Annotated in this window: 11 protein-coding genes; 3 read left to right on the top strand and 8 right to left on the bottom strand. The window is 72.7% G+C overall.

Annotated features, from left to right (window positions below; translation table 11 throughout):
- The first annotated feature begins 6 nt into the window (after nucleotides 1-6).
- The gene (locus tag ACQP17_RS31315) at nucleotides 7-807 is read left to right on the top strand and encodes a class I SAM-dependent methyltransferase (protein ID WP_364883436.1); all 801 of its coding nucleotides are present in this window, start codon (nucleotides 7-9) and stop codon (nucleotides 805-807) included.
- 111 nt (nucleotides 808-918) lie between these two features.
- Complete coding sequence (locus tag ACQP17_RS31310; protein WP_433859309.1) at nucleotides 919-2,352, top strand: carboxylesterase/lipase family protein; 1,434 nt, start codon at nucleotides 919-921, stop codon at nucleotides 2,350-2,352.
- Nucleotides 2,353-2,595: 243 nt separating this feature from the next.
- On the opposite strand, the gene ACQP17_RS31305 is transcribed toward ACQP17_RS31310, so the two are convergent.
- Together ACQP17_RS31305 and ACQP17_RS31300 are read right to left on the bottom strand one after the other, a co-directional pair.
- On the bottom strand, nucleotides 2,596-3,552 hold the full coding sequence (locus tag ACQP17_RS31305; RefSeq protein ID WP_433859308.1) for an NAD(P)-dependent alcohol dehydrogenase: 957 nt from the start codon (nucleotides 3,550-3,552) through the stop codon (nucleotides 2,596-2,598).
- Nucleotides 3,553-3,662: 110 nt separating this feature from the next.
- A complete protein-coding gene (locus ACQP17_RS31300; protein ID WP_433859307.1) occupies nucleotides 3,663-4,571 on the bottom strand; it encodes an NADP-dependent oxidoreductase in 909 nt (302 codons plus the stop codon).
- A 144-nt stretch (nucleotides 4,572-4,715) separates the two neighbouring features.
- On the opposite strand from ACQP17_RS31300, the gene ACQP17_RS31295 reads away from it, so the two are divergent.
- The gene (locus tag ACQP17_RS31295; RefSeq protein WP_433859306.1) at nucleotides 4,716-5,321 is read left to right on the top strand and encodes a TetR/AcrR family transcriptional regulator; all 606 of its coding nucleotides are present in this window, start codon (nucleotides 4,716-4,718) and stop codon (nucleotides 5,319-5,321) included.
- Between the two features lie 189 nt (nucleotides 5,322-5,510).
- Here the strand turns inward: ACQP17_RS31295 and ACQP17_RS31290 are convergent, their stop codons facing one another.
- The 6 genes from ACQP17_RS31290 to ACQP17_RS31265 all read right to left on the bottom strand — a co-directional run bounded on the left by ACQP17_RS31290 (nucleotide 5,511) and on the right by ACQP17_RS31265 (nucleotide 13,069).
- On the bottom strand, nucleotides 5,511-6,449 hold the full coding sequence (locus tag ACQP17_RS31290; protein WP_433859305.1) for a sterol desaturase family protein: 939 nt from the start codon (nucleotides 6,447-6,449) through the stop codon (nucleotides 5,511-5,513).
- 114 nt (nucleotides 6,450-6,563) lie between these two features.
- Entirely contained in the window at nucleotides 6,564-7,082 is a 519-nt protein-coding gene (locus tag ACQP17_RS31285; protein WP_433859304.1) for a MarR family winged helix-turn-helix transcriptional regulator, read from the bottom strand.
- A gap of 205 nt (nucleotides 7,083-7,287) precedes the next feature.
- Nucleotides 7,288-8,376, bottom strand: a complete 1,089-nt coding sequence (locus ACQP17_RS31280; RefSeq protein ID WP_433859303.1) for a hypothetical protein — start codon at nucleotides 8,374-8,376, stop codon at nucleotides 7,288-7,290.
- Between the two features lie 519 nt (nucleotides 8,377-8,895).
- Entirely contained in the window at nucleotides 8,896-11,118 is a 2,223-nt protein-coding gene (locus tag ACQP17_RS31275) for a SpoIIE family protein phosphatase (RefSeq protein ID WP_433859302.1), read from the bottom strand.
- 122 nt (nucleotides 11,119-11,240) lie between these two features.
- The gene (locus tag ACQP17_RS31270; protein ID WP_433859301.1) at nucleotides 11,241-11,624 is read right to left on the bottom strand and encodes a non-oxidative hydroxyarylic acid decarboxylases subunit D; all 384 of its coding nucleotides are present in this window, start codon (nucleotides 11,622-11,624) and stop codon (nucleotides 11,241-11,243) included.
- Nucleotides 11,625-11,644: 20 nt separating this feature from the next.
- Complete coding sequence (locus ACQP17_RS31265; RefSeq protein ID WP_433859300.1) at nucleotides 11,645-13,069, bottom strand: non-oxidative hydroxyarylic acid decarboxylases subunit C; 1,425 nt, start codon at nucleotides 13,067-13,069, stop codon at nucleotides 11,645-11,647.
- Nucleotides 13,070-13,087 lie beyond the last annotated feature (18 nt).

Here is a 13,087-nt window from a genome sequence, read left to right as displayed (position 1 = left end):
GCATCCATGACGCAGCACCCCACCACCACCCCGTACAACAGCGGCATGCTGAGCAATGACGCCGCCGACGAGAGCGCCCGCCTGGAGTCCATCCAGCGCAACGTCGACGCGTTCACCACCGGTCTCCTCGACGGGCTCCCCCTCGAAACCTCCTGGAACTGCCTGGAGTTGGGCGCCGGAGCCGGCTCCGTCGCCTACTGGCTCGCGGAACGCTGCCCCGACGGCCGGGTGGTCGCCGTCGACCTCGACACCCGCCACCTCGACGCGGGCCGCGCGGCGAACCTGGAGATCCAGGAAGCGGACATCACCCGCGACGACTACGCGCCGGGCAGCTTCGACCTCATCCACGCCCGCTATCTCTTCTGCCACCTCGCCGATCGCGACGAGATGATCGCGCGGGCCGCCCGCTGGCTCTCCCCCGGGGGCTGGCTCCTCGTCGAGGAGCCCTACCACCTGCCGGCCGAGACCTCCCCCTTCCCCGTGATCCGGCGCATCCTCGACGGGTATCAGCGCATGTACCGGCAGCACGGCGCCGACATGACCTGGGCCCGCGGGCTGCCGGCGCTGCTGGCCCGCCAGTCGCTGAAGGACGTGGCGTTCGCCGGAAACCCCGGCCTCATGGGCGGGCTCGACAAGGACCGCTGGCTCCCCCTCCTCACCCAGGCGGCCCCCGCCCTGGTCGCCGACGGTCTCGTCTCGGAAGCCGACCTGGCGGAGTTCGCCCTCCTGCTGAAGGACCCCGCGTTCATCGACATCCCCCAGATCACCTTCTCCGCATGGGGCCGCCGTCCTGCGGAAGACGCCTGACGGCTCCCTCCCGTACGGGTCTCGCCGGGTGGGGCTCCCCGCGCGGTGGCGGCCGGGCCGTAGGCTCGAAGCCGACCGTGCGGGGTGCCGAGGGCGAGGAACGGGAAGCGGATGGACGCGGTGGCAGTGGTTTCGGAGGGGGCGGTCCGGGGCGCGTCCGCGGCCGGCATCGCCGCCTTCCGCGGCATTCCGTTCGCGGCGGCGCCGGAGGGCCCGCTGCGCTTCCGGCCGCCCGCGCCCGCGGCCCGTTGGGACGGGGTGCGCGACGCCACCGCGTTCGGTACCGCGCCACCACAGGTGTCACCGGCGCCGGGAGCCGCCGCGGCCTGGCGGGCCGGTGACGGGCTGGACTGCCTGTCGGTGAACGTCTGGACCCCGGACCTCGGCGGGGCCGGGCTGCCCGTCATGGTGTGGATCCACGGTGGCGGATTCAAGCACGGTTCCGCCGGCAGGCCCGACTTCGACGCCACGCGCCTGGCGGCCGCCGGCGTGGTCGTGGTCACCTTCAACTACCGTTTCGGCTTCGAGGGTTTCGGCCGTCTCCCCGGCGTCCCGGACAACCGCGGGCTGCGCGACCAGATCGCGGCACTGGAATGGGTGCGGCGCAACATCGGCGCCTTCGGTGGCGACCCCGCCGAGGTGACGGTCTTCGGCCAGTCGGCGGGCGCGGCCTCGGCCGCCCTGCTCCTGGCCGCTCCCGCCGCGCGGGGCCTGTTCCGCCGAGCGGTCACCCAGAGCATCCCGGACGCCTTCCTCCCCACCGCACGGGCGGACCGGGTCACCGCCGTCCTGGCCGCGGAAGCCGGGGTGGCGGCGACCTGGGAGGGCTTCGCCGCCCTGCCGCCCGAGGCGATCCTCCGCGTCCAGGACACCCCGCTCCAGGGGCCCGGGGCGGGCTTCAGCGCCTTCGGCCCGGTCATCGACGGGGACTTGGTCACCGGCCCGCCCTGGGAGACGATCGGCCGCGGCGCCGGGAGTGAGGTGGACCTGATCTGCGGATTCACCCACGAGGAGGCCCGGTGGTTCACCAGCGCCATGGACGTCACCGCCATCCCCCTCACCGCCGTGGCCGACTCACTGCGGCTCCCGGCGAGCGTGGTCGCGGACTACCGCACCGCCTATCCCGGCAGCACCGACGCCGAACTGGTCACGGTGCTGCTCTCGGACGCGCTGTTCCGGATGCCGACGACGCGGGTCGCCGAGGCCCATGCCGGGGCGGGCGGCCGCACCTGGCTGTACGACCTCACCTGGCGGAGCCCCCTCCTGGGCGCAAGCCACATCCTCGACGTGCCACTCGTCTTCGGCAACGCCACGAGCCCCCTGGCCATGCGGTTCCTCGGCACTCCGCCACCCCCGGATTTCCGCACCCTGTCGGAGCACATGCGCGCGGCATGGACGTCCTTCGCCACCGACGGCGACCCGGGCTGGCCGCGCTTCGACCCCGTGAACCGGACCACCCGGCTGTGGGACCTCCCCACAGCCGACGTTCCCTACCCGCTGGAGCACTCCCGCCGGATCTGGGAAGGCGTCGAACGGGGGCGGTAGTGGTGCTGCCGCCAGGGCGGGGCCTCGTCGTCGGCTACGCGCACGAGGGCGAGCCCCTGTCGCACGTCGGCAGCCGTTCGGTGGCGCGGCGAGGACGTGCGTGCGGCGCTGGACGACCCCGCATTCACCGTGCACGACGGGACGCCGGTCGTCCTGGAACGCTTCCGCCCGCTCACCGGCCTTCGCCCCGGCGCGTGAACCGCGTACCGGCAGCCGCGCAACGCCCCCCCGGAGAACGGGTAGTTACTCTCCTGGCGTCATCTTCACCACCTGCTTGCCCACCACGCCGCCTCGCTCGAACGCCCGATGCGCCGAGGCGATGTCCGCCAGCGGATACACGCTGTCCACCACGGGGCGCAGCCGGCCGGATGTCACGTGGTCGGCCAGGGCACGCAGCGTGTCGGTGTCCGGGTTGGAACTCAAGGTGCGGATGCGGCGGGAGCCGTGCACGCTCGACGCGGCGATCGCGGCGACGGACGAGGCCGACAGGGAGATGGTGGCCATCCGGCCTGCGCGGGTCAGCCGTCCCCGGAAGCGGTGGAGGTCCGATCCGACCGTATCGAGGATGACATCGAACGGTCCGATCCGATCGGCCGTGGTGGTGCCGTAGTCGAAGGCCTCGTCCGCCCCCAGCTCACGCAGCGCGTCCGCGTGGCGTTCGCGGCACAGCGCGGTGACGTGTCCGCCGCTCGCGTGGGCGAGTTGCACGGCGGCCGTGCCGACTCCGCCGGCGGCGCCACGTATCAGGACGCGTTCGCCGCTCGTGAGGTGCAGCGTGTCCCGCAGTGCGCTGAGCGCCGTCGTTCCGGCGACGACCAGGGAGGCCGCCTCGACCGGCGAGAGGTCCGCGGGTGCGGGCCCGACGCGGTCCGCGGGGACCACGACGTATGCGGACGCGCCGCCGAGCGTGTGCCGCTTGAGCGGGTGCACCGTGCCCCACACCCGGTCGCCGACCTGGTGTCGGGGGACGCCGTCGCCGGTCGCGGCGACGACCCCGGCGAAGTCCAGTCCCACCCCGATCGGGAAGCGGCGTCCGGTCACGATCCGCAGTCCCCCTGAGCGCACGAGGGTGTCGAGTCCGTTCACGCTCGACGCCTCGACCGACACCAGCACCTCCCCCGCACCGGGGGTGGGGCGGTCAACCTCGTGGACGCGCAGGACATCTGGTGTGCCGAAGCCGGTGATCTGAGCGGCCTTCATGGCGATTTCTCCTTCGTGGTGTGCTGATCGGCGGTCGGTGGGGGGCGGCGCCGTACGGTGTCGTGTGCTTGCCTCGCCGCCCAACGAGCTTGCGTTAGGCGGCAGTTCGGTCAGGGAAGAAGGACGACCTTGCCCCGGTTGCGGTGGGCTTCGAGGTCGGCGTGCGCCCGGGCGGCCTCGGCGAGCGGGTAGGCGCGCCAGACGGGCACGTCGAGCTTGCCGGCGGCGATCAGCCCGGCCAGCTGCGGCAGGGCCTCGGGAAAGCGGTCGGCCGGGTCCATGCCGGTGAACCGCACGCCGTGTTGGGCGAAGGACGGGTCGGCGAGGGTGATGACCTTGTCCGCGTCCCCGACCAGGGCGACGGAGTCGGCGAGGACCCCCGCACCCGACGCGTCGAGCACGAAGTCCACACCGTCCGGGGCGACGGCCCCGATCCGCGCCACCCAGCCCTCGCCGTAGGGCACGGTGCGGGCGCCGAGCCCGTTGACGCGCTCGATGTCCTGCTCGGCGGCCGTGCCGACCACAGTGATGCCACGGGCGGCGGCCACCTGCACGGCGATGCCGCCCACGCCGCCGCCGGCGCCGTGCAGGAGCAGCGTCTGCCCCGGCCGCACGCCGAGGTGCTGGAGCGCCCGGCAGGCGGCCTCGCCGACCGTGACCACCGCGGCCGCGGTCTCGAACGACACCTCCGCGGGCTTGGCGAAGGGCTGGTCGAGCACCGCGTATTCGCTGTAGCCGCCGACCGTGGCGACACCGAAGACCTCGTCACCGACCGAGGCGGCGGCGCCCTCTCCGGCCTTGTCGACGACACCGGCCACGTCCCAGCCCGGGACCATCGGGAACTCGACGGGGAAGAGGCCCTGCATCGCCCCGGCGCGGATCCGCACGTCGATCGGGTTGACGGCGGCCGCCCGCACGCGGATACGCACCTGCCCCGGGCCGGGTTCGGGGGTGGCGACCCGGGACACGGTGAGGACCTCGGGCCCGCCGTACGCGGCGAACGACATGGCAGTGGACATCGGGCACTCCTGACGGAAGGGACGGACGGACCGCACGGAAGCGAATCATCCAATGCGTGTGATTCTTTCTATCACACACCTCGTATGATTCATGGTGTGGCCTGAATCACACGTCTCGCATGATTCGACGGTAGGGTGGGGCCCATGCAGCAGCCCCTTCACCGCCGCCCGCCCACCGCGAGCAACCCCCGCGTCCAGCGCACCCGCAGCCGCGTCCTGACCGTCGCCCGTGAACTGCTGCCCCAGGTCGGACCGACCGGGCTGACGTACGCGCTGCTGGCGGAGCGCGCCGACGTCACCCGCCAGACCCTCTACCGCCACTGGCCCAGCCGGGCCGCGCTGCTCTTCGACCTGATCCTGGAGGGCCCCGACTTCGGCAATTACCCCGAGCCGGGCAGCGACGTCCGTACCGTCGCCACCGAGTGGCTCAAGAGCCTGCGCACCGGCATCAGCGAACCGGCCATCCGCACCGCCGTCCTGGCCGTCACCGCCCAGGCCGACCACGACCCCGACAGCGCCCAGGCCCTGACCCGCATCGGCCAGGACCGCCTCGCGGCCCTCAACACCCTGCTGGCACCCTCCGGCATCCAGCTCAGCGGCGCCGAGTACACCCTCCTCTACGGCCCCGTCCTCGCCCGGCTCTTCCTGGACCGCAGCCCGGTGTCCGACGAGTTCATCGACACGACGGTCACACAGTGGCTCACAACACTGGACGGCCCGCGGGGAGCGGGACCCCAGGGCGCCGGGTGACCTGACGGACGCTCAGCAGCGGCACCTGGCCCGGGGGCTTCGGCGACGCGGCTCCCGGACCCGGTCATCGGTGCCGGGCGGCTCCGGCCGGACCGGCGCGGTCGGCCGCGGGAGGGCGTCCGTTCGCCGCCGGGAAACGCGTGGCGCCCGGACCCCGCCATGGGGTCCGGGCGCCACGGGATTCGGGCGTCAGGCCGGTACCGCTTCCTTGTCCTCGTGGTCGGTCGGGGAGGCTCCGTCGGGGACGGGTGCCGGGATGGCGGTTTCGGGGGTGGAACGAGGCGACTCGCGCCATCCCGGTGGGCCGAACAGGTAGCCGGCCCGGCCGCGCCAGGTACGGGCGCGGCGGATGTCGCGGAGCATCCCGGTGAACTCGTGGTAGTTGGCCTTGAGGGGATTATGGGTGTCGATGTTCGTGGTCAGGCCGTACCTGACGGGCTCGCTCTCCTCCGCGTAGCTGCCGAACAGCCGGTCCCACACGATGAGGATGCCGCCGTAATTCTTGTCCAGGTACGGGTTGTTGGCGCCGTGGTGGACCCGGTGGTGCGAGGGGGTGTTGAACACGCACTCGATCGGCCGGGGAAGACGGTCGATGCGCTCGGTGTGGATCGGGTACTGGAAGAGCAGCACGAGGGAGTGCGCCAGGAAAATCATCCAGGCGGGGATGCCGATCAGCGCCAGCGGGATGTCCGCGACCGCGGTGAGGAACGATCCCGGGATCAGCCAGGGCAGACGCACCGCCGTGGACAGATTGAAGTGCCGGCTGGAGTGGTGGACGCTGTGGCCGGCCCAGAGCAGTCGGATGCGGTGCCCCATCCGGTGCTGGGCGTAATAGGCGAGGTCGGCGAGGACGAGAGCCGCCACCCACACCCGCCAGTCCGAGGAGGAGAGCGTGTGCGGCGCGCAGGCCGCCGCGAGCACCACGACCGGTAGCTGGATGAAGTGGTTGAGCGGGTTGGTGAGTTGGCCGAGGGCGTAGATGGACAGACTGGTGGCCGTATCGCGGGCGGAGACCCCGGCGCGGTCGGTCCTGGGTTCCTTCTCGCGGCGATAGCTGATGAACTCGACGGCCATCAGCAGCAGGAACGCGGGTATCGCGTACAGGCCCAGTCGGATCGATTCGTGCACTGAGTCACCTTTCCTTGGCTTGATCGGCTCGGCTCCGGCGTCGGGCGGAGCCGGCATTCGGCGGCTCGCGGGTGGGGCAGCGGGGTCGCCGGAACGAGGCCGTGCCCCGGGGCGTCAGAGGTCGCCGAGGTCCAGGAGGGAGGACCGGGACCGGACCTCGCGCCAGATGTCCCCGCTGCGCCAGGCGCCGGACGGCTCGCCGAGCAGCTCGGTCAGGGCCGTCAGCGCCCGGACGGCCTCGGCGCCGAGCTGCTCACGGATCTCCTCGTCCACCTCTCTACGGGCCGCACGGAACGCCTGGAGGAACGCGCGGGCCTCCGGGGTGGGGCGCACGAGCTTCTCGCGGCCGTCGCCGGGCGACTTCTCCAGCGAGAGGAAACCGCGCTCGCACAGGTCGGCCACCAGCTTGCTCGCGCCCTGGCGGCTGATCTGCATCTCGCGGCCGATCCGGGTGAGCGTGAGCCCCTCGTGCGCCACGCACAGCCGCAGGAGCATGCCGTCGGGGAGACGTCTGTCGGTGAAGCCGGACGAGGCCAACTTCTGCTCGACCCGGCGTCGGTAGCCGATCCAGGAACGCAGGAGCTGCGGGCCGAGCGCCGGCGCCCCACTACCGTCGGAGAGATGCGCAACCATGGGTGCTAATATAGATACGCATCCGCGGTTGCGCAATCGTGGGTGCGCATGTTCCGGCACGACGGGTGAGACCCCGGGGCGTCCGGGCGTGGGCCTGCCCGCCCGGGCGCCCCGGGGTCTCACGGCCGGCCGGGTCTCACGGCCGGGAGGTCACGGCCGGGACGTCACGGCCGCTGGAGGAACGGCACGGTGGCCGGGCCCCGGGTCAGGGGCGGTAGGCCTGGCGGAGGGCGCAGGTCCAGATCACGGCGCGGGACGTCGCGGTGGCGTCGGCCGCGGCGCCGCCGACGCGCTGGTCGTCACTGACCGCGAACGCCTCGGAGGGGCCTTCCGGGGAGAGCCGGGGAAGGGCCAGCAGCGGGCCGGTGCCCGGCCAGATCTGGGCCTGGATCGGCGGCGCGGTCTCCGGCGGGAACGGGCCGACCATGTGGCTGTCGCGGGCGGTGCCCACGCTGACGTTGGTGGTGGGGCTGATCGCCTCGAAGGTGCCGCTGGTGCGCTCGCCGAGATACCCGACCTGGTTCTCGGTGGTGTACGGCGGGAGCCACTGGGTGGGCGTCAGGGTGTCCAGGCGGACGTCGTCATAGGTGCCCACGATCCGCCCGGCGCGGTCGATGTCCCGGGGGTACCAGTAGTCGTAGGGCACACCCGCGGGCCAGAAGCGCTGCAGCGGGACGGCCGCGGCGCCCCGCTTCGCGGGCCAGGTCAGGCCCGCCGACCACGACTCGTCGTCCTTGACGGCCTCGCCGGAACCGGCGATCTGCCCGGCGTTGTTGAGGGCGGTCACCGAGACGAGCGAGTACCCGGCCGGCGGCTTGAGCCGGCGGGCGATCCGCGCCCCGTCCCATTCGAGACCGACCAGGGCCCCCGAGGTGCCCCCGTCGCCGACGATCAGGCCCCGGTCATTGACGTCCGCCGCGTGTGCCCCCTCCGGCAGCAGGGTCACCTTGTGGGCCCCGACACGGAAGCTGAAGGCGGCGCTGCGGCCCGCGCCGTTCAGGGACCCGGCCATCAGCCCCTTCGCGTTGACCGCGGCGACCTCACCACCGGTGAATCCGGCGGGCAGCGGAACGCGGTGCACCCGGGCGCCGGTCCAGTACACGGGCAGGCCGTGCGACCCTCCCACCGCCAGGCCGTTCGGTCCAAGTCCCTTGACCCGGCTGTCTCCTGAGCCGGGCAGGGAGGCCAGGACCTGGAGGGCCGGCCGGCAGTCGGCGGGCTTGTGGGTGCCGGCGGCGGGCGCGGGGCTCGCCGTCAGCAGCGGCGCGAACAGCGCGGTCGCGACAACGGTCACTGCGGCACGGATATGTCTTCGCATGGTGGTCTCCGTTTCCGAACGACGCGGGAACCCGCGTCGGCGTCGGGATGGGATGGGATGGGATGGGCGAGGTCCCCAACTTCGCTGGTCGGCAGCGGACTTCATGGACCCGGGTGGCGCCCGAGCGGACTTTCCGTGCCTCGCCGGGAGGCTCCGCGGGGCGAGGAAGCTCAGGGAAAGGCCCGGCCGGTGCCGTGCGGGCCGCGGTGCGGTGCTCCGGCGCAGCGGCGGGAGCGCACTCCCCTCGCGCTGCCGCTGTGGCCGGCCGGTACGCAGGCACGCGCGCGTCCCGGTGCCGTCCTTCCTCCACTCCCTCCGCACCCGTTGGGGAAGTTCCGCGGAACGGCCCCTTTCCTACCGCGCGCGGATGACCGTGCGGGACGGCCCTGCCGGCCAATGGCCGGAATGCGTCCCGGAGTGTCCGGGAGTGTCAGGGTCCGTTTCCGGCGAGCGCGTACGGCGTCGGGGCGGGGCGGAGGGTGCCGTCCGGGCGCGTCAGGGGCCCTGCCAGCGCAGGTACAGGGCGGCGATGTCGTCGGCGTCGGCGGGGACGGGCGCCGGGAGGCAGACCTGCTCGATGTGGGCCAGGAGTTCGCGCTCCGGGACCGCGCACAGTCCGGAGCCGAAGACGGAGAGGAGTTGACGGGTTCCGGCGTCCAGGTCGCGACCCGGGCGCTCGACGAGACCGTCGGTGTAGAACATCAGGTGCGAGCCCGGGGCGAGGGTCACCGTGGTGGTGGGGAACTCCGCGTCCGGGTCGATGCCGAGCGGCAGCCCGCCCTCGACGGGGAGGATCTCGGGCTGCTTCCCCGGGGCGGCGTGGAGGGGCTGCGGGTGGCCGGCGCGGCACAGCGAGAGGTGCCCGGTGGCGGTGTCGAGGTGGGCTATGACGCAGGTGGCGAAGAGGTCGGAGTCCGGATCGGTGGAGAACTGGGTGAGCAGTGTGTTGGTGCGGTGCAGGACGTCGGCGGGTGAGTGGCCCTCGGCGCTGTAGGCCCGCACGGCCGTGCGCAGCCGCCCCATCAGGGCCGCGGCCGCGGTGCTGTGGCCCTGCACATCGCCCACGACCAGGGCGAGTTCACCCGAGGGTGTGTACCAGGCGTCATACCAGTCCCCGCCGACGGCGGCGCCCTCCGCCGCGGGCCGGTAGTGGGTGTGCACCGTGGTGTTGCGCAGCTCCGGAAGGGCCTGCGGAAGCATGCCCTGCTGGAGTTCGACGGCCCGCCGGTGCTCCCGGTCGTGGATGCGGGCCCGTTCCATGGCCTGGGCCAGCAGGGCCGCCACGACGGTGAGCAACGACCGTTCGGCGGGGGCGAATTCGTGTGGCGCGGAGAAGCCGATCAGACAGGCGGCGGTGCCGTCCTGGGCGGTGGGCAGGGGCAGGACCGCCCAGGACTGGCGCTTGGTGGCGTGGGCGAAGTCGACCAGGGAGGGGTAGGTGGCCAGGCCGTCGCGCAGGGAGCCGGCGAAGGTGGGCGTGCCCCCGAGCAGCGCGTCACGGAAGGGGGTCGGGGCGTGCAGCGGGAAGCCTTCCGCTGCCGCCTCCTCCGCCGGGCCGTACCCCCAGGAGGCGATGACCCGCAGCCGGTCGCGTTCGGTGTCCACCACGAGCAGCCCGTCGGCACCGAACGCCTGCAGGGCGGTCCCCGTCGCGCCGGCCACCTCGTCCATGCTGGCCGCGCTCACCAGATGCGTCGCCAGATCCCGCAGCCGGCCCGACTGCTCGGCCTGGGACGACAGCAGGCGCTGGTTGAGCTGCTGGCGGTCGCAGGCCACCGTGATGTCGGCGACCAGGCCGTCCATCATCATCGGGTGGCCGTCGGCGTCCGGGTGGGCCCGGCCACGGGCCTCCAGGATGCGCAGCCGGCCCGTGGCGTCGTACGCGCGGTAGCGGACCTGATAGTCCGCGCACCGCTGGGCGATGTGCCCGAGGCTCTGCCGCAGGGCGGGCAGGTCCGTGGCCGGCACCTGGGACAGGAAGTCGTCCAGGGTCAGCGGCGGATCGGACCGCGGCGCCAGGCCGTGGAGACGGGCCAGCGCGTCATCGCCGTCGACGACACCGGTGTCCAGGTGCCAGACGAAGGTGCCCAGCTCCATGGTGCCGCTGGCGTCCGCGGCCACCTCACCGTCCTCCGGCCCGCCGTGGTCGAGTTGACGCCCCGTCAGTGCGGCGAGCGCCGGTCCCGCGTGGTCGGCCAGGCACTGGAGGAAGGCCCGTTCCACGGGGGTGAATCCGCTCTCGCGCTGCCGCAGGACGGTCAGCACGCCGATGACGGTGTCGTTGTCGATCAGGGGAAGGGCCCCTGTCACCAGGTCGACCGGCAGTCGCTCGATCAGGCCCGGATAGCGCTTCTGCCGCTGGGCGAAGGTGTTCAGCCAGATCGGCTGCGCCTTGCGGACCGCGTCGGTGGCCGAGAGGTCCTCGTCGATGCCGATGGCCTCCATGGGGAGGGCCACTTCGGCCGGCAGCCCCTGGGAGGCCACCAGGAACAGGTAGCGGCCGGAGGCGTCCAGCAGCAGGAGGGCGCCGCCCAGGTCGCCCAGCAGCGGCGCGGCCGCGTCGAGGACGCCGGCGAGCAGCTCCCGGGCGGTGCGGGAGCGGGCCGCCTTCGAGGTCGCGCCGTGCAGGGCGGCGAGCCATACGGCGGGATCGGACGGGGGGCGGCCCGCGGGGCCGACGGTGCGTACCGCCAGCGTGAGACGACCGGCTTCTTCCATGGCCGAAACCGTAGAAGGCCCGGGTCACCGGCGAGCAGAATGTCAAAATTTGAACGATTCCGGCTGCTGCTGCCCGCGTGCGCCCCGGCGTGAACGGCTGCCGCCCGGCGCGCACGGCAGAATCAGCGCGCTTCCAGCGGCGGGACGGCGGGGACTTCCGGGGCGTTGTCGAGGTCCGCCCCGGACATCCGGAACTCCACGGGATACGCCTCCCGACGGGTGCGGCGGGCGGGTTCGGTGCTACGCCACAGGTAGCAGCAGCGATCGCACCGGAGCACATCCCACACGCCGGGGACCGGGGAGGTGGCGACCGTCGCGATGGCGTCGCACGCACAACGGGGGCATATCCAGGGGGAGTTCGACGACGAGCCCGCACGGGAGTCCGTGGAGAAGCCCAAGGCGGGTTCCGAGGCGGGCTCCGAGGCGGGCTCCGAGAAGGGGTCCGAAGCGGAGGGCAGCGGGGCATGCGCCGGGCTGTTCCTCGCGTTGTCCATCGGTGTGTCCATCAGCGCTTCCTCCATCGTGGTCAGCGGGCGGCGAGCAGAGAGCGCAGGCGGGCGGTCCACTGCCCGGTCTCCGGCAGATCACGGACCGGTGTGCTGAAGTTGCCGCGATCGTCCGGCGGAACGGGGGTCGTGGCATCGATGATCATCTTGCTGGTGATGCCCACCGGGGAGGCGGCCGGGGCCAGTTCCATGACGGACAGGTTCGGGATGACCACCACGTCGTCGACGGGATTGACCTTGCACGACATCGCCCACATCACCTGCGGCAGGTCGAAGGGGTCGATGTCCTCGTCGACGACGATCACCTGGCTCACATAGCCGAGGCCGTGCGGCGTGGTCATCGCGCGCAGGGCCACCGCCTTGGCGAAGCCTCCGTAGCGCTTCGCGGTGGAGATGATCACGGCCAGGCCGTGGGTGTACAGGGCGTTGACCGCCTGCACCTCGGGGAACTCGGCGCGCAGCTGCTTCAGCAGCGGGACGCAGGTGTTCGGCCCGACCAGGTAGTCCACCTCCGTCCACGGTGTGCCCAGGTAGAGCGATTCGAAGATCGGGTGCGTGCGGAAGGACACCCGGTCTACGCGGATCACCGGCATCCGACGGCCGCCGGAGTAGTGGCCGGTGAACTCGCCGAAGGGGCCCTCGATCTGACGCGTGCGGCTCTCGATCGCCCCCTCGATGACGACCTCGGAGCCCCACGGCACGTCGCATCCGGTCAGCGGCGCCGTCGCCAGGGGCGCGGGCGCGCCGCGCAGGGCGCCGGCCATCTCGTACTCGGACCGGTCGTAGGCCATCGGCATGCCCGCCACCATGGCTATCACCGGGTCGTTGCCCAGGGCGATCGCGAGGGGCAGATCCGCACCGAGGCGCTCGGCCGTGTGCAGATGACGGGCCAGGTCGTGCATCGGGACCGGCTGGATGGCGAGCCGGTCGGGGCCGAGGACCTGGAGGCGGTACGTCCCGACGTTCTGCTTGCCGAAGTCGTCCGGGTCCCGCGGGTCGCGGGAGACCACGGCGGCCTTGTCGATATAGAAGCCGCCGTCGCCGTCGTTCAGGCGGAACAGCGGAAGGACGCCGAAGAGGTCGGCCTCCGCGCCCTCCAGGGTGTTCTCCCGCCACGGCGGATCCGCTCGCCACTCGGGTGCGACCGGGAAGGCGTCCCAGCGGCGCGCGAACTCCTCGATCTGCTCCCTGACCGGAGTGGCCGCGGGCAGTCCCAGCGCGAGCGCGTGGTTGCGCCAGGACCCGTGGACGTTCATCGCGATCCGGGCGTCGCGGAATCCCTTCACATGGTCGAAGTACAGGGCGGGGGCCCCTTCGCCGATCCGGCCGGCCGCGTTGGCGGCCGCGGCCAGGTCGGGTTCCGGCAGGACTTCGTCGTGGATCGCGAGGAGTTGGCCCTCCTGTCGCAGCGTGTGCAGAAAGCTGCGGAGGTCGTCGTAGGCCATGGGCGGATCCCTTCTTCT

It is taken from the genome of Streptomyces kronopolitis (assembly GCF_050953795.1).
GTDB lineage: Bacteria > Actinomycetota > Actinomycetes > Streptomycetales > Streptomycetaceae > Streptomyces > Streptomyces kronopolitis_A.
This window is presented reverse-complemented; position numbering and strand designations above follow the sequence as displayed.